This is a genomic window from Burkholderia sp. 4M9327F10 (assembly GCF_005503145.1).
In the GTDB taxonomy this organism is placed as follows: domain Bacteria; phylum Pseudomonadota; class Gammaproteobacteria; order Burkholderiales; family Burkholderiaceae; genus Paraburkholderia.
Genome location: NZ_SCNV01000001.1, coordinates 326,122 through 345,588 on the forward strand (window position 1 = coordinate 326,122; position 19,467 = coordinate 345,588).

A 19,467-nucleotide genomic window follows, 5' to 3' on the forward strand; every position below is an offset into this window, starting at 1 on the left:
GATGGCTAGCTCTTCAGACGGTACCCCGTCTTGAAGATCCACGCGACAATCGCCAGAAACACGGCCAGAAACAGCGCCGTCATGCCGAGACTCACGCCTACATCCACATCCGCCATGCCGTAGAAACTCCAGCGAAAGCCGCTCACCAGATACACGATCGGATTGAACAGGGTCACGATCTTCCAGAACGGCGGCAGCATATCGACGGCGTAGAAGCTCCCGCCGAGAAACGTCAGCGGTGTAATGATCAGGAGCGGCACGAGTTGCAGCTTCTCGAAACTGTCCGCCCAGATGCCGATGATGAAACCGAACAGGCTGAACGTCACGGCTGTGAGGAGCAGAAACAGGATCATCCAGAACGGATGCAACACCTGCAACGGCACAAACAGGCCGGCGGTCGCGAGAATGATCAGCCCCAGCAGGATCGATTTGGTTGCGGCCGCACCGACATAGCTCACCACGATCTCGAGATAGGAGACCGGGGCGGACAGCAGTTCGTAGATCGTCCCCGTGAACCTCGGAAAGTAAATCCCGAACGAGGCATTGGAAATGCTCTGCGACAACAGCGACAGCATGATGAGGCCCGGCACGATGAACGCGCCGTAGCTGATGCCGCCCACTTCCTTGATGCGCGAGCCGATTGCCGCGCCGAACACGACGAAATACAGCGAGGTGGAGATCACCGGCGCAATGATGCTCTGCATCAGCGTGCGCCAGGTTCGCGCCATCTCGAACTTGTAGATGGCGCGGATTGCGTAAATGTTCATTGGTCACCTCTTAGCAGGCTGACAAAGATGTCTTCGAGCGAACTCTGCGTGGTCTGCAGATCCCTGAAGCGGATGCCTGCCTCATCCAGCGCCTTCAGCAAGGCAATGATGCTGTTGCGCTCGCGCTCTGTGTCGTAGGTATAGATCAGCTCGTTGCCGTCGCCGGAAAGCGCAAGGCGATATTCCGCAAGTTGCGCGGGCACCTGCTCGAGTGGCTTTTCGAGTTGCAGCGTCAGTTGCTTCTTGCCGAGCTTGCGCATCAGTTCGGCCTTCTCCTCGACCAGCATGATCTCGCCACCGTTGATCACACCGATCCGGTCGGCCATTTCTTCGGCTTCGTCGATATAGTGGGTGGTCAGGATGATCGTCACGCCGCTCGCGCTGAGCGAGCGCACCAGTTGCCACATGTCGCGCCGCAGTTCGACGTCGACGCCGGCGGTCGGCTCGTCGAGAAACAGCACACGCGGTTCATGCGAGAGTGCCTTGGCGATCAGCACGCGCCGCTTCATGCCGCCCGAGAGCGTGATGATCTTGTTGTTGCGCTTCTCCCATAGCGAGAGATCCTTGAGCACCTTCTCGATGTAGGCGGGATTGGACGGCTTGCCGAACAGCCCGCGGCTGAACGACACCGTGGCCCAGACGGTTTCGAAGGCGTCCGTGGTGAGCTCCTGCGGCACGAGGCCGATCAGCGAGCGCGCCGCCCGGTACGCGGTGCCGATATCGTGACCGTCCACCACGATCGAGCCTTCGCTCGGCCGCACGATGCCGCAAATGGTGCTGATCAGCGTGGTCTTGCCGGCGCCGTTCGGCCCGAGCAGCGCAAAGATCTCGCCACGGCGGATAGCCAGGTTGATGTTTTTCAGCGCACGGAAACCAGAGGCGTAGGTCTTGGAGAGATTCGTGACGGAGACGACGGTAGGCTGCATGGAGGACACGGGTGCGGACGCTGGCGTCGGTTGAGTGTGCCGGGCCGCAGCCCGGAAGGATGATCCGGAATCCATGATGACCCTCGAAATATAAAGGAAAGCGTCCGGGCGCATGCGCGCGGCGACTTGCCCCGGCATTCGCGGGGCGAGCGCGCGTTGCAGCGCGTCACGTTAACGCTGGGGAATCTCGAACACCAGACAGGTCGTCGTACCGTGCGCATACAAGGTGCCGTCAGCACCGACCAGCCGCGCCTCGGCGGTGGCCAGTTGACGGCCGCAATGAATCACCTTGCCTTCCGCACGCACCCGTCCCACACGAGGCGTCAGCGCCTTCACGTAATTCACGCTGAGTTCGGCCGTCGTATAGCCGCGGCCGGGCGGCATCAGGGTGTGCACGGAGCAGCCGAGCGCCGAATCGAGCAAGGTGGCTACCCAGCCGCCATGAACCGTGCCGAGCGGGTTCAGATGCTGCGCGAGCGGCCGGCCCTGGAAGACGGCGCGGCCTTCGGTCACCTCCATGAGGGTGAAATCGAGTGTCTTCGCAATCGCAGCGTAGGGTATTTCGCCGCTCAGCATGGCCTGCAACACTTCGAGGCCGCTCTTGCCGGCAACCTGTTCAGGACTTGCCAACCCGGGGCCCGGGCCGGCTTCCATGCGCGCCAACACCTCCGCCTCCTCGGCCAGCCATGTCTCCATCACCTGTTCTGATGTCAAATAAGTTCTCCGGTTTTATCGCCGCGGCTGCGATTGCCGCATCGATTGCGGTATCCATCGCCAGCTTCGCGCGGAGCAGCGCCGCTTAGCCCTGCCGGCGCGCTATCTTCTGCTCCAGGCCGGCGCGCACCTCCGGCCATTCGGTGTCAATGATACTGAAGCGCACGGAATTGCGCTTACGACCGTCCGGCATGATGCGTTCGTTGCGCACAATACCTTCCTGCTTTGCGCCGAGGCGCAGAATCGCGGCGCGCGATTTCTCGTTCAGCTCGTCGGTCGTAAACTGGACGCGCACGCAGTCCATCACCTCGAAGGCGTGGCGCAGCAGCAGGAATTTGGCTTCGGTATTCACGGCCGAGCGTTGCACCGATGCGGAAAGCCAGGTATGGCCGATTTCAAGCTTGCGGTTGTGGCGGTCGATTTTCCAGAAGCGCGTGCTGCCGACCACGCGGTTGTCTTGGCGCCTGACAATGGCGAACGGCATCACGGTGCCGGCGCTGCGTGCGGCCAGGGCACGCTCGATAAAGCGCGCCATGGTGTCGGCGCTGGGCACGACCGTGAGCGTGAGGTTCCACAACTCGCCGTCGGCGGCCGCGGCGATCAGCGCCTGTTCGTGAGCAGGTTGCAGCGGCTCAAGCACGACGTGAGAGCCGCTGAGAACGGGTTGCAGATTGATTTCATCGTCAGCCATGCGGGGGCGTCCTCGATTCGAAAGCGCAAATAGTCAATGATGCGCCGAATCAGCCGCACGGGTGCGTTTTAAAGGAAGGAGCGCGTGATACGCAGGGCGTGCGGCGGCGGACAGCCGCTGCACAGCCCGATACAACCCTATGCAGCTTAGCTTGCCAGCTTCCTGAACGTTTCCAGCACGGCGTCGCCCTTGAACGGCTTGACGATCCAGCCTTTCACGCCCGCTGCCTTGCCGCGTTCCTTCATGGCCGGGCTGCTTTCCGTGGTCAGCATGATCACGTTGACCGTGCTGTTGCCGAGCTCGCCGCGAATCTTTTCGACCATCGTCAGGCCGTCCATGTTCGGCATGTTGACGTCGCTGATCACCAGCTTGATGCCCGGGCTGCCCTTGAGCTTGGTCAGGCCGTCCTTGCCGTCCACTGCGGTATCGACTTCCAGGCCATTCTTTCGCAGGAAGCCGGCTACCTCGTCACGCACGGTGCTCGAGTCATCCACAACCAGAATTTTCGACATGTCTGTTTCCTTTGGCATCAATCAAAATAAATCGAGTTCACCGGCGCCCACGCTGTCGTCGGCGCTCTGCTCGAATTCCTGAAAGTCTTCCGGCGACCAGCTCAGGCTGAAAGCGAAGCGCTGATGCAGCTTCACCACCCGCCCCGACTGTTCATCCGTCAGCCGGTACGTGAAGCACAAGTGCGGGCTTTCCGAACCGAACGAGATGTATTTCTGCTTGTGGTTGATCAGGAGCGGCACCTGCACCTGGCTGTGCGACAGGCCATTCGCGTCGCCCACATAGCGGTTCCTGAACGCGCCCCAGATCATGTTGGTCAGCTCGCCAAGCAGGCTGTTCAGATCGCGGAAGTCCGCCGCTCCTTCCGCCATTTCGCGCCGGCTGAGCAGATCGAGAATCGGCTGCTCGGCCGCCTGAATCATCATGTAGCCGCGGCACCACGAGCTTTCCAGCGGAATCAGGCTGAACACTTCGCCGAAAATAACGCGGTCGCGCACAATGCAAGGGGCATCCGTCTCCACGCTCAGATCGCTGAACAGGCCGCTCAGCACCGTACTCGTCAGTTCTGCAATGCCGCGCACCAGCGCGTTCGGATATTCGCGATTAAAAATGTACTCGTCGATCACCTTGCGCAGCGACGCCGGGTCGCTTGCGACGTACGCCCCGCACACCACCGCATCGAGTGCCTCCGGCAAACCGTCACGTGCCGCGCTCGACTCGCGGCGGATGATGATCGGCAGTTCGGGACGCTCCGCGTGAATCCTGAGCGCAATGGCCGTGCTTTCCTCGATCGATCCGCCGTAGCTTTCGGACACGAGAATCGCACCCAGATCGAAGTTCGAGCGTAGCGCGGAGGCGAGGCGACTCTTGCTCACCTTCAGGCCAACCAGATTGTTCTCGTCGCAGAAATTCCTGATCGCTTCCACGTGCGCCGGACAATCCTCAAGGACCAACACCTTGCTGACTGGCTTGTTCTCGTTCATCTTGTTTCCCTGCTTCCTGCGTGTTTCAAAACAGCTCGAGTTCACCACTGGTATCTTCGACTGTGCTCGTTTCGGCGACAAAATCGATCGGCGCATGGGCACACACGCAGATCGTCGCCCCTAACCTGACCGAATCATTGATCGAGACGGCATACGACGCCAGAAACTCCGGCTTGAGCGCCTCCATATACGGCATGCAGCGCGCGCTCAGCACATAGGGCGTCGACATGCCCAGATCCGGGAAGTACTGGAGCATTTCCTGATTCACTGCTCCACAACACAGATTGCAGATCTCCAGAAAGACTTCCAGGAACGGGCGTTCCGACTCCTCCTTGACGAAGTAGTGCTGGGTCGCCTCGCCCTGGTCGAAATGGAGAATCAACAGCAGCCGGAATGCAATGCCGGAAATCGTCAGGACCACCAGGTCGGCATTGGGCAGGCTGTGCGCGCCATGCGCACCAGCCGGCACAATCTCGCAGACGTCGCTCGTATCGAGCGTCAGGCGCGACTTGACCGCCCTGGAAACGATGCGTTCGAAACTGTCTTTCGCATGCGCACTGATCACGTGGAAGCCTGCTAGTGGAGCGTTGCTTGAAACTGGTTCGCCAGCGACTCGACGCTGGAAAGCGAAGCGGCAATCATCTTGCCGCCCGCCTGGATGTCCTGGAAGGTCGCCGTGGTGGTCAAGTCGTTTCTGTGCAGGCTGTCACGGTAGCTCTTCGAGAGTTCTTCAGAGCGCGCGGCAAGCGCCCGCACTTCGCTCGCCACCACCGCAAAGCCGCGGCCCGCCGTGCCCGCGCGGGCTGCTTCGATCGACGCGTTCAGCGAGACGATCACCACGTGGCGCACAATCGACGACAGCTCGCGATTCTTCGTGTGCATGTCCTGGTTCTGCGTCATCAGCGAAATCATCTGCTCGTGCCAGCGCTCGAACGTACCAGCCAGGCCTTTGAGCCGCGCCGCTTCGGCCGCGAGTTGCGCAGCCTTTTGCGCCAGCTGGTCCTTGCCGTCGAGCGCGGCTTTCAGTTCCGCGCGCACTTCGTCGGTGCTCTGCGCCTGAGCCTTCAGATCGTCGCGCAACTGCTCGAGCATGGCTTCCAGATCCTGCGTCTGCTGCTCATGCAGCGCGATCTGCTGGCCTTGTTCCGCGCTCGCCTTCTCGAGCGCCTCCACCTGGCGATCCGCTTCGGAGCGCAGGCGGTACAGCGCCTTGGCGCTTGCCAACCGGTGCGCGGCCAGCGCCACGAGAGCGGTGACGACGCCGCCTGCCAGGGCGGCTACAAGATACTGTTGAATCACAACCAATCCTTCCGAATACCCATCGCAGCGATGAGGGTTGAGTGAGCCGCTCAATCAGCCATCGTATCGAGCTGCAGTTCGTCTGCGTCGCCGCGCGCGCCGATGCCGGCAGTGTCAACCACGAGCGTTTCCGGCAAGCTCACGATGGTCTGGAACTGGCGGAAATCGGCGCCCTGGTGGTCGTCGGTGAAGCGCAGGGCAATGCTGCCGTGCTCACGCGCGAGGAAGTCGCGCACCGCGTCCATGCCGACGCCGCGGCCCGATACTTCGGTAACCTTATCGGCTGTCGAGAAGCCCGGGCGGAAAATCATTTCGGCGATTTCCTCGTCGGTGAGCGACTGGTCTGCGGCAATCCAGCCCTTCTCTGCTGCCATGCTGCGAATCCGCTTGAGCGCGAGACCCCGGCCGTCGTCGCTGAGGGTGATCTGCAATGCCCCGGCGTCCACACCCACGTCAATGCTGATTGCCCCCGCAGCCGGCTTGCCTTGTGCCGTGCGCACGTCGGCGGCTTCAAGACCGTGGTCCACCGAGTTGCGCAGCAGATGCATGAAGACATTCTTCAAGGGGCCGCCCGCTTCGCGGCGCAAGCGGTAGCCGTTCTCGCCAATCCGCACGGCCGGCGCTTCCTTGCCCAGTTCCCGCGCCAGCGACGGCAGCGACTCGAGCACACCGGACAGTGCCTCGCCCACGCTTTCCGTGCCCAGCAGGCGCAAGGCCTGGCGCACATTCGCGCGCATCGATTGCAGCGCATGCAGGTCGTCGGCCTTGGCCGCTTCGAGCAGACGCAGGCTCTCCTGGATATGCGCAATGTCGACCATCAGGAAGCGCTCGGCGCTCTCGCGGCGGCTCGCGGCCTTGCGGCCCAGGCTGACCTCGCTGATGGTCGCGTAGCTTTCGATCGCGGCGCGTACCCGTGCCAGTTCCTGCATCAGGCTGTCCTGATCCCACGCTTCGAGCGCTTCTTCCGAGTGGCGCAGATCGTGGTAGCGCTGCTCGGTCTCGTGCACGATGTTGGTCAGGTGCTGCAGGTTGTAGGTCCGCGCATTACCCTTGATGGTGTGCATGTTGCGGAACAGCTCGGCAATCGCTTCGCGGTCAGCTTGCGAATGCTGGCGAATGATGCGCTCGTTCTCGTTGATAAAGCCGGCCGAGCTTTCGATGAAGTGGTGGAACTTCTCCTCGCTCACCGCGAGAATTTCGCCGATCATTTCAAGCTGGCGCTTCTGCTCGCCCGCTTCCGCTGCCAGCTTGCGCAGTTCGGTGACATCGCGCACGCACAGCATCAGGCGCACGATCGTGTCGTTGTCGTCGGTAATCGCCGACCAGTTCAGGTCGAGAATCTTCACGCGGCCATCGGGCATGCGCTTCGAGATTTCGGTGATCAGCAGGTGTTCGTTGAAGGCGAAATTGATCGCGTCTTCGCCAAGGCAGGCGTAGCTCGCGGCATCGACTTGCGAGAGGATGTCCGCGCCGAGGTCGGTATCCGCAAACACCAGGTCCATCAGGCTGCGGCCGGCGATGTCCTTGGTCTCGAAGATCGCTTCCAGATACGCCGAGTACTCGGAGTGGATCACCGCGCCTTCCACCACCGTCAGAATGCCCTGCTGCATGTTCTGCAACATCGCCTGAATGTCGGCGGTCTTCTGCTTGAGCTGCAACGAGCTTTCCTGAATCTTCTCGATCATGCCGTTGAAGGCCACGATCGAATGACCGATTTCGTCCATCCGGCCCACCGGCACGCGGCGCGTGAAGTCCTGGCTGGAGGCGATCTCGCTCATCATCTCCTGCATGCGGGTAAGCGGGCGCGTGATCTGGCGATACAGCAGCGAACCGATCGAGGTCAGCAGAATGATCGCAATGCCGGTGACGATGGCAATCGCGGTGGTTGTCGTAGCGAGCGTGCCGTTCAGCGTGGTGATGGCCTCGTCCTTCTCGCGGTTCTTCTCGATGCGCAGCGTCTCGACGATGCCTTCGAGCTCATCGCGGTACTGGGCCACGTTCGCAAACAGATAGGCTTGCGCCAGATCGTTCTTGCCCTGGGCTTTCATCTTGGCCGTGTCGTCGATGGCCGAGAAGTAGTTCTGGAGGCTGTCGGCAGCCTGCGCGACAAGGCCCTTCTGCGCGTGGCTCGCGGCGTCGCGCGCCTGCAATGCCAGGGCCTGCTGCAGAGTGGCCTTCTTCTTATTGAGCTCGTCCTGTGCCTGCGCGACGACATTGCCGTCCGGCGCATAGACCAGCGTCATGATGGCGAGCTGCACGTCCTTGACCTGGGAGACCAGATCGGCGGAAGCCAACGCGCTAGGCACGACCCCTTCCGTCACCTTCTTGACCTCGACGGCGCTGTGCCGCGTCTGGTAGACCGCATAGCCGCCAATCGCGGACAGTGCGACGAACATCAAGATTACCAATAGCGTAATGCGATGACGGATAGTCATTTGTGCAAATCCCCGGGGTCTAACGTGCGTGTCGCGCTCTTCATGAGAGCTGCCCGGCCTTGTTAAGCTGGCCGTATTGTTGAGCGCCACGATTATCGGGGATGGTATGTGACCGATCGATGACTAAAGATAGTGCCCTGATTTAAACGCCTAAGGAAAGCGAAAGAAATAAAGCCTAATTATTGCGAGTCCTGGATACACGGCATTTGAATAAAAAATTTCCTAAAGTTTTCTTAATTGATGCCGTTAACCCCTGCCCACTTGATGAACCGATCGTCCGCGCGCCGATCGAAAACTAGTTGAGCACCTTGAGGTGACGCCACCTCACATCCATGTCTTTAAGCAGCGCGATATAGCTGACAGCACGCTCAGTGCCAAGGCTCGCACTCGCGGCCTCATTGGTCTCATTCCACAATCGCTCGAAGCGATTTGCCGCCTCGACTCTCGCGAGCGGCTGATTCAGCAACACCACGAATGCAAAAGACAACTCTTCCACGCTTCGATGCATCTGCGAATGCACCGATATCAATTCAGTAAAGTGATTCAAACGGTCCTCAAGCGATAACATACGACTGAATATGCCATTCCATGCAATAGACGGCATCCGCAAAATTGCCAGGCGAATCGCTTGCACGCCCACCCCGGCGGCGCGCGTGCCACGTCAGATCGAATGCCCTTGTTTGGGTCATGCGCCTGTCATCGACACGCAAAACTCTTCTCGCAAAATTCTCAACAAAGATTGTCACCAGAATATTACGGGGGTGCTTCGATGAGCCGGAAATGCAATGTGTTGTTCCTGTGCCGCGCCAATTCGGCGCGTAGCATCATGGCCGAAGCGCTGCTGCGCGAACTCGGCGCAGAACGTTTTGAAGCCTTCAGCGCCGGCATCGAACCGGCCGATGACGTGCATCCACTCACCCTCGCGCAACTGCGTCCCACCATGGGCGATCTCGGGAAAGTGCGGCCGAAGAGCTGGAGTGTCTATACCAAAGCGGATGCACCGGTCATGGATGTGGTGATTGCGATGTGTGAAGAAGCGGGCGAAGCACACGCGCCCGCGTTTCCCGGCAAGCCGATCTTCTGCCAGTGGAATTTCGCCGACCCGCTTGAAGCCAGCACGGACGACGGCGAGCAAAAGCGCGTTTTCGAGCAGGTGTTCCGGCAGATCCTGCGGCGCATCAGCGTATTCGTTGCGCTGCCGCTGCATTCGATGAAGGCGGCGGAGCAACGTCTCGCCGTCAACGCCATGGACGAGCACGCGCCGCCCTCGGTCGCCGTCGATTGAGGGCGGCGGCACTGACTTAAAAGGTTCATCCAGGCGACCTAGCATGACACGTTTGCATTCACGGAGCGGCCGTCCGGCATTCCTGCATTCTGCATGCTTAATTTACGCCCTTGCGAACGCCAATTCCTGACGACCCACGCGTACGCGGCGCCGGCTCCGCGTCCCCTGCCCCCGCCGACTCGCGCGCCGGGGCGAAGCTGATGACCCGGCTCCATGTCCGTCATGCAGCCACCATGCTCGCCATACTCGGCGTGGCACTGGCCATGGGAGCCCCCTTCATCCTCGGCGCGCATGCCGTGTTTGCGGGCTTGCGCAACATCCCGCTGCAGATCTTTGCCGTGCTGGCGGCAAGCGCCGCGTTGAGCGCCGCCGCGAAGGCCGGCAAGCTGCATCTCATGCAGACAGCACTCGGCCTGCGGCTGCGCTTCATGCGCACGCTCACCCTTACCGTCGTCACCGATTTCGCCTTCCTTGTGTCGCCGCTCGGCGCAGCGGGCTATGGCGTGAACATGGGTTTGCTGCAGCGCGCCGGAGCGTCGTGGGCGCTCGCCACGACCGTGGTGGGCGCGGACCAGGCGCTCGACCTGACGTTCTTTGCCATCGCCGTGCCGATTTCGCTGCTGCTCGCGCTCGGCCCGCTGACCCAGGTCACGCCGAATTTCCCGCTACCGGTTGTTCTCAGCACCCTGGCGGGCCTTGCGCTCGCCGGGCTCGTGCTGTGGTTCTGCCGGCGGCCCGCAGCGGCCGCACTCGACGCCGCCAGCCGCCGCATTCTGTGGCTGAGGGCCCGGCGGGCGCGCTGGAACAGGTTCCGCCAAAGCGTGGGCCGGCAATGGGTGCTGCTGCTCACCGGGCCGCGCTGGCGCCTCGCCGCGCTGCTGGTGTTGACCACGCTGCAATGGCTGCTGCGTTACAGCGCGTTGTGGTTCATCCTGGAGGAACTCGGCTACCGGCTGCCGCTCGGTTTTGTGCTGGCCGTGCAAGCCGTGGTGTTGCACGCCGCGCTCTGGACCGGTGTGCCGGCCGGCGGCGGCGGCGGCGACCTGGCGCTCGCGGCCGCGTTTGCGCCCTGGGTGCCGCGTGCGGCAATGGCGACCGCACTGGTGCTATGGCGCTTCGCGACGCTCTATTGCCCGCTGCTGCTCGGCGCCGCGGGCTTTATCGCACTTGCATGGCGACGCCGTGCCGGCTTGCCGATGGCCCAGTAGAGGCGCCTCACGCTGCCGTATCGCGCGGCTTCCTGATGCGCACCGAGAGCCGCGCGCGGCCCGGATGATCGACCCGCAACGCAAATAGCTGCAGCGTTTGCGAAATCAGCGCAAGCGGATAGGTGACCTTCAGCAGATCCGCAATCATGCGCCATTCCGCTCGCACCCCCTTCCAGTAGCCCAGCTTTTCCGTTTTGCGGGCTTGCGTGACATGCGGCCAGTGCGTCACCGCAATCGAGAGCCGGCGCGCAATGATGCGCCGGTTCATGAACACCTCGATGCCGAAGCGCGGCAAGCCGTGAATTTCCTTGAGCGATTCGTCGAGCAACTGCTTCCTGACCACACGCTCGCCGGATACGAAGTCGAGGCCGATAAAGCGGAAAATCAGCAGGCTGTTTTGCCGCAGGCTCAGGCTCACGTCTGCACGGCCGCTCAGCACAGGCGCGGCCAGCCCGCTGATGTGGTCCGGCGCCAGCCCCTTCAGATCGGCATCGAGCAGCATGAGCCACTCGTTTTCGGCCGCGGCAATACCTGCTGCCATGGCCGCGCTCTTGCCACCGTTTTCGGCACATTCGATCAGTCTGACCGAGGGGAAACGCCTGACCACCTCGGCGGTGCCGTCAGTCGAGCCGTCGTCGACGACGATGACTTCGCTGAGCAGCGGATGAACCGACGCCACCGCCAGCACAGCCGCAATGCGCGGTGCTTCGTTGTAGGCGCAAATGATGCACGAAACTCGGTGACCTCTGGATGGCATAGAAATAGTCGTCGTAGTGCGGGAAGAGGAGCAGCCCGATCATGCGGCCGTCGAGCGGGCAAAAATCGGTCTTCAGGATGGACCAGCACCCGATTCTGACCGCGCTTGGCAGGCGTGTCATCTGTTTCAGGACTGCGCAGCAGGGGATCACATGAAGAAGTCGTGCGCGTGACAAAGCCGCCATTTTTGCCCTGTCAATAACGCCTGTTCAGGACACTCACACTGCCGTTTGCGAGGCGGGCTGCAGCGCATACAGAACATCGGGACAGCCTTCTTCGTTCTCGCTGCCGTCGCCGAAAGCCAGCGCCACGAAGCCGTGCCGCTCGTAAAACCGGCGGGCGCGCGCGTTCTCCGCAAAGCAATGCAGATGCACCGGCAAACGCGTGTTCGAGGTCACGAGGGCAAGCAGGCGCGCGCCGACGCCATGACCGACCCACGGTGGCAAGACATAAAGCTGGTCGAGCCACAACACGCCATTGGCCTCGGAGGTGGCCACCATCCCGACGATCGATCCTTGTGTATCGGCCGCCACGGTCACGCCGCCGGCCGGGATCAACCAGTCCGCGATCCAGCGGCACACCGCGTAGTCGGAATGGGCGAGCGGCGCGAAGGGCATCAGTTCCTTGCGCGCCCTGAGAAAGACTTCCGTCATGCCACCGAGGTCGTCCGCCGTTGCGGCACGCGTGCTGATTTCCAGATTGGGCTTCATGGTGAGGCGGATTCTATAAGAAGACGTGGCTCTCAAGCCTGCCCGCTGCGCCATTCCTGACGTGCAACTGCGCTGCCCCTCAGCTGGGTAGTCCCGGCACATCCACACCGAACGTTTGCAGCAACAGCACCACGTTCAACACCAGCACCGCAATTGCCGAGACTACGGCGGCGAGCGTCATCGCCAGCCCGCTGCGATAAGCGCCCATCACATGCGTGCGGCAGGTGAACCAGACCAGGGCGGCCATCGGCACCGGCAGCGCAAAACTCAGCACCACCTGGCTGATGACGAGTGCATGCGTCGCGTTGACCCCCAGTCCGACCACGACAAACGAGGGCGCCATCGTGATGACACGTCGCAGCCACAAGGGAATCTGAAAGCCGACGAAGCCCTGCATGATCATCTGCCCTGCCATCGTGCCGACCACCGAACTGGAGAGGCCCGAAGCGATCAGCGACAGCAGGAAAATACCTGCCGCACCGATGCCGAGCAGCGGAGCAAGCGTGTGATAGGCCGATTCGATTTCGGCCACCTCCGGATGCCCTGCGTGAAAAGCCCCTGACGCCATGATGACCATCGCCATGTTGATCAGGCCCGCAATCGTCAGTGCAATCACCACTTCGATGTTCGAAAATCGCAGCAGTTTGCGCCGCTCGCCTTCGTTGCGAGCGCTCGCGCGGTGTTGCGTGAGTCCCGAATGCAGAAACAGCGCGTGCGGCATGACCGTGGCGCCGATGATCCCGACCGCAATCGTCACAGCGTCCGCGTCGGGCAACTGCGGCTTGAACAGGTGGCCGAAAACGCTCGGCCACGCGACCGGGGTAATGAACAGCTCCGCCAGATAGGACAGGCCGATGATGCCCACCAGTGCGCCAATCGCGAGTTCAAGGGGCCGGAAGCCGGCCTTCTCGAACAGCAGCAGGGCATACGTGACGACAGCAGTCACGATCATGCCGGCGAGCAAGGGCATATGAAACAGCAGCGCGAGGCCGATCGCACCACCCAGAAACTCGGCCAGATCGGTAGCCATTGCGGCAATTTCACTCACCACCCACATGGCGTAGACGAGCGGCGCCGGAAAATTTTCGCGGCATAATTCGGCGAGATTGCGGCCCGTGACGATGCCAAGTTTGGCTGAGAGCGCCTGAAACAGCATCGCCACGATGTTGGCGAGCAGTACCACCCATAGCAGGGCGTAGCCGTACCGGGCGCCGGCCTGGATGTTGGTGGCGAAGTTGCCCGGGTCCATGTAGGCGACCGAGACAACCACGGCCGGCCCCGCAAACGGCAGCACCATGCCCATGCCGCGGCGGCGGCCCTCCAGCACCTCGCGGATCGCCTGGGTGGTACGCCCGGTAATGGTTCCGGATGCGGCTTTGTCGCGAACGCGTTCGTCCATTTGCGCCTCGTCGGGTGGCCGCGGATCGCAAAAGATCGCATCCGCAGGCATTTGATCGGCCCACGCGTGCTAATTTCTCACATTTGCCGAAAGCGTGCGTCATCGGAAACCATGCGCGAGGCGTTAACCCGTGTGCAGCCACGCTGCGTTTCCAAGAAGGCACAGCTTTTCGGTGTCGCTTTACACCTTCGGATAATTTACAGAATGCCTTACTCGCCGGTTACATTGCTTTCGAGAGCAACCCTGTCTGCCGCGGTCGTCTTCTCTCTGATCGGCCACCTGAATACCGCTTACGCCGCCGACCGGGTCATCGTGCTCGACTCGGGCGAAGCCGAACTCTCGCTGATCGACGAGGCCACCCACAAAGTGGTGGGCACCGAGCCGACCGGCAAAGAACCTCACCATCTGATGATCACGCCGGACGGCAAGTCGCTGATCGTCGCCGATTCCGTCTCGAACAACCTGATGTTCCTCGACCCGCACACCGGCCAGGTGCAGCGCACGGTGGAAGATATCGAAGACCCGTATCAGCTTGGCTTCTCGCCCGATCACAAGTGGTTTGTCACGGCTGCGCTGCGCATGGACCGCGCCGACATCTACCGCTATGACGGCACGAACATGACGCTCGTCAAGCACATCCCGCTCGCGAAGACACCGAGCCACATGACCTTCGCCTCCGACAACCGCACCGTGTTCATGACGCTGCAGGACTCCGGTGAGCTCGCCGCCATCGACCTGCCCACGCAGACCGTGCTGTGGAAAATGCACGTGGGCAACGAACCGGCCGGCCTCTGGATGACGCCGGGCGACAAGTACCTGCTGGTCGGCATGACCGGCGAAGACGACGTGACAGTGGTGGACTGGCACAAGCAGCAGATCGTCAAGAAGATCCACACGGGCCGCGGCGCACATAACTTCCGCAACCTCGACGACGGCAAGCATGTTGCCGTCACCAATCGCGTCGACAGCACCATCAGCCTGATCGACTACACCACGCTCACCAACTCCGGCGACATCACCGGCCTGCTGCCTGGGCCGGACGACATGGAACTTACCCCGGACAAGCGCTATCTATGGGTGGGGTTCCGCTTCGCCAAGCACGTCGGCGTGATCGACCTGACCACGCGCAAGCTGATCGACACCATTGCGGTGGGCCGCTCGCCGCACGGCATCTATTTCGACAACCGCGCACCGGTTATTGCGCCGAACCCGGACTAAGCACGGTCTGCTGAAACAGCCATTGCCTGACTAGCCATTCACGAGGATTCCGATGTTCCATGAAATCGTCGCGCAGCTCGACAACATGGTGTCTGCGCTGCAAACGCTGCTTTATATCGACGTGGTGCAGCCGTTTTTCTACCGCTTCGGCCTGATGGGCTACGACGAAGACACCTACGACGCACTGTACTGGGTGATCATCGGCGTGCTCGAAATCATCATCACCTATCTGACGCTGCGGCCGCTCGAGGCGCTGCGTCCCGTCGAACAATGGAAGGACCGCAAGGCGCTGCGCGCGGATGTGATCTACACGTGGATCGCCAAGCTCGGCATCATCAACATTGCGTTCTTTTTCCTGCTCCAGCCGTTGTTCGATCACTGGCAGAGCCTGATCTCGATCTACGACATCCCGAACATCGACATCGACAGTCTCTGGCCGGGCGTCACCGATCAGCCGATCGTCTCGTTCCTGATCTACCTGGTGGTGCTCGATTTCGCCGGCTACTGGTATCACCGCTGGCAGCATCGCTTCGGCGTGTGGTGGGAACTGCATGCGGTGCATCACAGCCAGCAGCAGATGTCGTTGTGGAACGACGACCGCAACCACTTTCTGGACGACATCATCCAGGCAGCGTTTTTCGCGGCAATTTCGCTGTTTATCGGCGTGCAGCCCACGCAGTTCGTGGTGCTGGTGGCCGTCAGCAACTTCATGCAGAGCGTGCAGCACGTCAATGCGCGCCTGCCGTATGGCTGGCTGCTGGAGCGCATCATCGTCAGCCCGATCTTTCACCGCCGCCATCATGCAGTGGGTTACGGTCATGAAGGCACGGCTTACGGCTGCAACTTCGGCGTGCTGTTTCCGTGGTGGGACATGATGTTCCGTACGGTGTCGTGGAACCCGGCGGTCGAACCGACCGGCATCCGCGACCAGTTGCCGCCGCCGCACGGCGACGGCCGCCCCTACGGCAATGGCCTGCTTGCGCAGCAATGGCTGGCGTTCGTGCGCATCGTCGACCGCGTGCGCGGCAAGCGGGCCTATGCGCCCGGCACCATCGACGCAGCAAACTGATGCCTCTGCGCCGGGCGGGCTCCCGCCCGGCGCATCTCTTTCCGCTCCCCCGCGCTACAAAACCCCACCGCATAACCTGACAATCTCGCGTGCCGCGCAGTACCCACGGCTCCATTACGCGATGATTGCACGTCCTTACAAATTCTCCCGCCAGGCGTTCCGACCTTACAGGAACGAATCCTGCTCCTCGCAAAGCCGTGCCGGCGTGCGTATGCAACCTCTATGCAGCGCTCACATTTCGTTGCAAACTCGCGTCCCGGTTACACCGCGAATGTCATCCGCTGCTATGTTCGCGGCGTTAGCCAGTTGGACGTACCCATAAGGGCCGCCTTTGAGCCTGACAAAATGAAACCTTCGGAGCAGCCGACAATGACAACCGTCTTCCACCGCTTGCGCGCTACCGCGATCTCAGTCTCTGCCGTTCTCGCCATGATTCCGCTCACGGGCGTAGCCCAGGTGCCGTCGCCGACGGCTCCCGCTGCGGCAGTGTCCGGTGGCGACCCGCCCGATCGGGTCGCCCGTCTGAACTATTTTGCCGGCACTGTGACACTGGAGCCGGCCGGCCTGACCGACTGGTCCTATGCCGTCCTGAACCGTCCGTTGACGACCGGCGACCAGTTGTGGGCCGACGCCAACGCGCGCGCCGAACTGCATGCCGGCTCGACCGCGCTGCGCCTCGATCAGCAGACCGCCCTCGACATCGTCAATCTCAACGACACGACCACCCAGTTGAAGGTCACGCAAGGCACGCTGTCCGCCCATGTGCGCGCACTGCCGGCCGGCCAGAACTTCGAGATCGACACGCCGAACGTGGCGCTGGTCGCCACCGCGCCGGGCCTGTTCCGCGTCGACGTGGCGCCCGACGGCAGTTCGACGACCGTCACGGTGCGCAGCGGCAATGCAACGCTGTACGGTGACGGCGGCTCGTTCCAGATGAGCGCGGGCCAGCAGATCCAGTTTGTCGGCGTCAATCTGCAGCAGCAGGCAGGCGGCTCGGCGCCGGCGCTCGACGCCTTCGACCAGTGGGTCGCGAGCCGCGACCGCGCGGAAGACAACTCGGTTTCGGCGCGCTACGTATCGCGCGAAATCCCCGGTTACGAAGACCTCGATGCCAACGGCACGTGGCGCAGCGACCCGACCTACGGCGAAGTGTGGGTGCCGACAGTCGCCGTATCGGCGGGCTGGGCGCCGTATCACGCCGGGCACTGGGCATGGATCGCACCGTGGGGCTGGACGTGGGTGGATGACGCACCGTGGGGCTTCGCGCCCTTCCACTACGGCCGCTGGGCGTACGTCGACCGTGCCTGGGCATGGGTGCCGGGTCCGGTTGTCGTGACCCAGCCGCCGGTGTATGCGCCGGCGCTGGTGGCCTTCGTTGGCGGTGGCGGCGGCGGTGGCGCGCATTGGGGCGTCGACCTGGCCATCGGCGGCGCGATTGGTGCAGGGGTGGCGTGGTTTGCGCTCGGACCGGGAGAACCGTGGCATCCGGCGTATCACTACAGCCCGACGTACTACAACCGCATCAACAACGTGAACATCACCAATGTTCACAACACGACGATCATCAACAACGTCACCAACATTCACAACACGTACATCAACCAGAGCGCGCCGGGCGCCATCACCGCAGTGCCGGCAAACGCCTTCGTGCGCGGCGAGTCAGTCGCGCAGGCAGCGCGTCCGTTCAATGCCCAGGCCCTCGCGCATGCGCAGATCGGTGCCGGCGCGCCGGCCATCGCCCCGGTTCAGCAAAGCTTTGCTGGCGCGTTGCGTCCGGCTAACGTCGGTGCACCGGCCGCGCTCGCGCAGCGTCAGGTCGTGGCCACCCGCCCGCCGGTCGTGCCGCCGGCCTATCACGACACGCTCGCGCAACGCTTTGCTGCGAGCGGCGGCAAGGTAGAAGGCGTTGGCGCACCGGTAGTGCGCACGACGGCGCCGGCGGCCTTCGCTGCCGTGAGCCATCCGGGCACGCCGGGCGCCGTGGCCGCTCCGGCAGGCTTCCATGTGATTAACCGCGCCGAAGCTCACCCGGTCGGTCCGCAGGGTGCACCGGGACGCGGCAACGAAGCGCAAGCGGGTCACGCGCCGAACGCGCCCGAACAGCAGGAGCACGCACCGAGCGCCGCCGCGCAGAGGCCACAAGCCGAAGAGCAGCAGCATCCGAACGAAGCTCACGAAAACGCTGTGCCGCGTCCGCAAGGCGAAGCCGAGCATGCGCAAGCGGAAGAGCACAACGCCCGGCCGGCCGAAGAGAATGCTCAGGCGCCGCGTGCACCGGAAGGTGAACACGCGCAGCCCGAACATGCTCAGCCGGAAGCGCAGCATGCGCCTGAAGCGGAGCACGCACCGCAAGCGGGTGGCGCCGAACCGCAACGCGCAGAGGAAGCCGCGCCGAAGCAACACGCGCAGCAGCCTGCTCCGGCGCCGCATGCCAACCCGCATCCGGCACAGCACGCCAATCCGCACCCGGCACAGCATCCGGCGCAACACCCTCACCCGCAGCAGCATCCGGCGCCGCAGCACAAGCCGGAAGGTGATCATAAGGACGAGCATCCGAAGTAAATCGGACTGAGCGCGTCGCGGCTGCCCGCCCTGCTGCGGGCCGCCGCATGAAGTTGCACATGCCGTCTCGCAGCTGTCGCGAGGCGGCGCATTCCCTCCCTTGCGCCGCTCGCGCAGACACGCCCCCTCCAGCGCAACGAACCCTGAATCGACTCCGGTTCAGCGTGGGTTCAACGATTGCGCCGTGCTCACCAGATTGATCGGATTCACCCGGATGATCCCGCCGCGCGGACTGTCGATGTCCGCAATCAGCGCGAACGAGGTTGCCACCACCAACGGCAATACCGCCAGCAGCGTCAGTCCCAGTTTCGGCGTGCGTGCGCCATAGCCGACCAGCAGGTTGCAGCCCACCGCAATCGCCACCATCAGCCCCCACGCGGCAATCGGAATGCGATTCCACCACGCCGCCTGGGTGTAGCCCTGCGAGTTCAGCACATCGTTCATGCCGGCCACCGCCAGCGCGGCGACGGGTGTCGGCTGAGCCGCGGCAGCGTCGCGCACGGCAGCCCACAGGCCGCCTTGCAGCTCAGTAGTAGTCCTGTTGATCTGTTCGAGCTCCTGAGCATCGCGGGTCTTGTAGAACTTCACGCGCTGTTCGAGATAGCGCGTCAGCAGGACGCGCACCTGCTGCGCCTGCGCGGCAGGCAGGAGATCGGCGCGCACGAATTCCGTGCCGATGGCGTTGGCCTCTTCTTCCTCGAGATTCTTGCGTTGATCGTAGCGGCCCACTGCCATCGAAAAGCTGAAGCCGATCATCAGCGCGAGCAGCGTCAGCGTCGCGGCCTGGACGACGTTGAAGTCTTCCCGAGACTCCGTCGTCAGCGCTTTTACCTTTCTGAGCAGGTTTGCCCCGATCCACGACGACAATGACATGGCCACCAGCGACGACAAAAACACGACCGATGGATAGTCCATTGCATTCTGCATACGCTCAC

General features: G+C 62.6%; 19 protein-coding genes. 5 read left to right on the top strand and 14 right to left on the bottom strand.

The annotated features are described in order from the left end of the window. Positions 1–5: 5 nt before the first annotated feature. The 10 genes from FFS45_RS01440 to FFS45_RS42195 form a co-directional block, all read right to left on the bottom strand. Positions 6–767, bottom strand: a complete 762-nt coding sequence (locus FFS45_RS01440) for an ABC transporter permease (RefSeq protein ID WP_137952887.1) — start codon at positions 765–767, stop codon at positions 6–8. Further along, positions 764–1,693 carry an ABC transporter ATP-binding protein gene (locus tag FFS45_RS01445; protein WP_137952888.1) on the bottom strand — a complete coding sequence of 310 codons (930 nt, stop codon included), beginning with the start codon at positions 1,691–1,693 and terminating at the stop codon, positions 764–766. The genes FFS45_RS01440 and FFS45_RS01445 overlap by 4 nt, the downstream gene beginning before the upstream one ends. 171 nt (positions 1,694–1,864) lie before the next feature. Continuing rightward, entirely contained in the window at positions 1,865–2,389 is a 525-nt protein-coding gene (locus tag FFS45_RS01450) for a PaaI family thioesterase (protein WP_137953093.1), read from the bottom strand. Positions 2,390–2,492: 103 nt separating this feature from the next. Beyond that, complete coding sequence (locus tag FFS45_RS01455) at positions 2,493–3,098, bottom strand: GNAT family protein (RefSeq protein WP_137952889.1); 606 nt, start codon at positions 3,096–3,098, stop codon at positions 2,493–2,495. A gap of 146 nt (positions 3,099–3,244) precedes the next feature. Next, positions 3,245–3,610 (bottom strand): response regulator, encoded by a 366-nt coding sequence (locus FFS45_RS01460; RefSeq protein ID WP_137952890.1) that lies wholly within the window; start codon positions 3,608–3,610, stop codon positions 3,245–3,247. Between the two features lie 21 nt (positions 3,611–3,631). Then, positions 3,632–4,591, bottom strand: coding sequence for a chemotaxis protein CheX (locus tag FFS45_RS01465; RefSeq protein WP_137952891.1), 960 nt, complete (start codon positions 4,589–4,591; stop codon positions 3,632–3,634). Between the two features lie 25 nt (positions 4,592–4,616). Next, positions 4,617–5,156 carry a hypothetical protein gene (locus tag FFS45_RS01470; protein WP_137952892.1) on the bottom strand — a complete coding sequence of 180 codons (540 nt, stop codon included), beginning with the start codon at positions 5,154–5,156 and terminating at the stop codon, positions 4,617–4,619. Between the two features lie 11 nt (positions 5,157–5,167). Continuing rightward, positions 5,168–5,890 (bottom strand): methyl-accepting chemotaxis protein, encoded by a 723-nt coding sequence (locus tag FFS45_RS01475; protein ID WP_137952893.1) that lies wholly within the window; start codon positions 5,888–5,890, stop codon positions 5,168–5,170. Between the two features lie 50 nt (positions 5,891–5,940). After that, positions 5,941–8,325: an ATP-binding protein gene (locus tag FFS45_RS01480; protein ID WP_137952894.1), complete on the bottom strand. Its 2,385-nt coding sequence runs from the start codon at positions 8,323–8,325 to the stop codon at positions 5,941–5,943. A 295-nt stretch (positions 8,326–8,620) separates the two neighbouring features. Continuing rightward, positions 8,621–8,959, bottom strand: a complete 339-nt coding sequence (locus FFS45_RS42195; RefSeq protein WP_249362529.1) for a hypothetical protein — start codon at positions 8,957–8,959, stop codon at positions 8,621–8,623. A gap of 135 nt (positions 8,960–9,094) precedes the next feature. On the opposite strand from FFS45_RS42195, the gene FFS45_RS01490 reads away from it, so the two are divergent. Both FFS45_RS01490 and FFS45_RS01495 read left to right on the top strand, forming a co-directional pair. Continuing rightward, the gene (locus FFS45_RS01490; RefSeq protein ID WP_171029534.1) at positions 9,095–9,610 is read left to right on the top strand and encodes an arsenate reductase ArsC; all 516 of its coding nucleotides are present in this window, start codon (positions 9,095–9,097) and stop codon (positions 9,608–9,610) included. A 200-nt stretch (positions 9,611–9,810) separates the two neighbouring features. Next, positions 9,811–10,818, top strand: a complete 1,008-nt coding sequence (locus tag FFS45_RS01495; RefSeq protein WP_137952896.1) for a flippase-like domain-containing protein — start codon at positions 9,811–9,813, stop codon at positions 10,816–10,818. A 7-nt stretch (positions 10,819–10,825) separates the two neighbouring features. Here the strand turns inward: FFS45_RS01495 and FFS45_RS01500 are convergent, their stop codons facing one another. The 3 genes from FFS45_RS01500 to FFS45_RS01510 all read right to left on the bottom strand — a co-directional run bounded on the left by FFS45_RS01500 (position 10,826) and on the right by FFS45_RS01510 (position 13,683). After that, the gene (locus tag FFS45_RS01500; RefSeq protein WP_137952897.1) at positions 10,826–11,575 is read right to left on the bottom strand and encodes a glycosyltransferase; all 750 of its coding nucleotides are present in this window, start codon (positions 11,573–11,575) and stop codon (positions 10,826–10,828) included. A 217-nt stretch (positions 11,576–11,792) separates the two neighbouring features. Further along, complete coding sequence (locus FFS45_RS01505) at positions 11,793–12,284, bottom strand: GNAT family N-acetyltransferase (protein WP_171029535.1); 492 nt, start codon at positions 12,282–12,284, stop codon at positions 11,793–11,795. A gap of 79 nt (positions 12,285–12,363) precedes the next feature. Further along, entirely contained in the window at positions 12,364–13,683 is a 1,320-nt protein-coding gene (locus tag FFS45_RS01510) for an Nramp family divalent metal transporter (protein ID WP_137952899.1), read from the bottom strand. Between the two features lie 204 nt (positions 13,684–13,887). Between FFS45_RS01510 and FFS45_RS01515 the strand changes: the two genes are divergently transcribed. The 3 genes from FFS45_RS01515 to FFS45_RS01525 all read left to right on the top strand — a co-directional run bounded on the left by FFS45_RS01515 (position 13,888) and on the right by FFS45_RS01525 (position 18,532). Then, on the top strand, positions 13,888–14,901 hold the full coding sequence (locus FFS45_RS01515; protein WP_137952900.1) for a beta-propeller fold lactonase family protein: 1,014 nt from the start codon (positions 13,888–13,890) through the stop codon (positions 14,899–14,901). Positions 14,902–14,953: 52 nt separating this feature from the next. Further along, positions 14,954–15,970 (top strand): sterol desaturase family protein, encoded by a 1,017-nt coding sequence (locus FFS45_RS01520; RefSeq protein ID WP_137952901.1) that lies wholly within the window; start codon positions 14,954–14,956, stop codon positions 15,968–15,970. A gap of 369 nt (positions 15,971–16,339) precedes the next feature. Further along, the gene (locus FFS45_RS01525) at positions 16,340–18,532 is read left to right on the top strand and encodes a DUF6600 domain-containing protein (RefSeq protein WP_137952902.1); all 2,193 of its coding nucleotides are present in this window, start codon (positions 16,340–16,342) and stop codon (positions 18,530–18,532) included. Positions 18,533–18,691: 159 nt separating this feature from the next. On the opposite strand, the gene FFS45_RS01530 is transcribed toward FFS45_RS01525, so the two are convergent. Further along, the gene (locus FFS45_RS01530; protein WP_349292306.1) at positions 18,692–19,447 is read right to left on the bottom strand and encodes a hypothetical protein; all 756 of its coding nucleotides are present in this window, start codon (positions 19,445–19,447) and stop codon (positions 18,692–18,694) included. Positions 19,448–19,467: the final 20 nt, after the last annotated feature.

Bases quoted from the DNA above. Each gene is read 5' to 3' on its own strand.
- FFS45_RS01465 (WP_137952891.1), bottom strand. From the start codon at position 4,591: ATGAACGAGAACAAGCCAGTCAGCAAGGTGTTGGTCCTTGAGGATTGT.
- FFS45_RS01505 (WP_171029535.1), bottom strand. From the start codon at position 12,284: ATGAAGCCCAATCTGGAAATCAGCACGCGTGCCGCAACGGCGGACGAC.
- FFS45_RS01500 (WP_137952897.1), bottom strand. From the start codon at position 11,575: ATGCCATCCAGAGGTCACCGAGTTTCGTGCATCATTTGCGCCTACAAC.
- FFS45_RS01525 (WP_137952902.1), top strand. From the start codon at position 16,340: ATGACAACCGTCTTCCACCGCTTGCGCGCTACCGCGATCTCAGTCTCT.
- FFS45_RS01515 (WP_137952900.1), top strand. From the start codon at position 13,888: ATGCCTTACTCGCCGGTTACATTGCTTTCGAGAGCAACCCTGTCTGCC.
- FFS45_RS01530 (WP_349292306.1), bottom strand. From the start codon at position 19,447: ATGGACTATCCATCGGTCGTGTTTTTGTCGTCGCTGGTGGCCATGTCA.
- FFS45_RS01480 (WP_137952894.1), bottom strand. From the start codon at position 8,325: ATGACTATCCGTCATCGCATTACGCTATTGGTAATCTTGATGTTCGTC.
- FFS45_RS01460 (WP_137952890.1), bottom strand. From the start codon at position 3,610: ATGTCGAAAATTCTGGTTGTGGATGACTCGAGCACCGTGCGTGACGAG.
- FFS45_RS01450 (WP_137953093.1), bottom strand. From the start codon at position 2,389: ATGGAGACATGGCTGGCCGAGGAGGCGGAGGTGTTGGCGCGCATGGAA.
- FFS45_RS01495 (WP_137952896.1), top strand. From the start codon at position 9,811: ATGACCCGGCTCCATGTCCGTCATGCAGCCACCATGCTCGCCATACTC.
- FFS45_RS01440 (WP_137952887.1), bottom strand. From the start codon at position 767: ATGAACATTTACGCAATCCGCGCCATCTACAAGTTCGAGATGGCGCGA.
- FFS45_RS01490 (WP_171029534.1), top strand. From the start codon at position 9,095: ATGAGCCGGAAATGCAATGTGTTGTTCCTGTGCCGCGCCAATTCGGCG.
- FFS45_RS01520 (WP_137952901.1), top strand. From the start codon at position 14,954: ATGTTCCATGAAATCGTCGCGCAGCTCGACAACATGGTGTCTGCGCTG.
- FFS45_RS01445 (WP_137952888.1), bottom strand. From the start codon at position 1,693: ATGCAGCCTACCGTCGTCTCCGTCACGAATCTCTCCAAGACCTACGCC.
- FFS45_RS01455 (WP_137952889.1), bottom strand. From the start codon at position 3,098: ATGGCTGACGATGAAATCAATCTGCAACCCGTTCTCAGCGGCTCTCAC.
- FFS45_RS01510 (WP_137952899.1), bottom strand. From the start codon at position 13,683: ATGGACGAACGCGTTCGCGACAAAGCCGCATCCGGAACCATTACCGGG.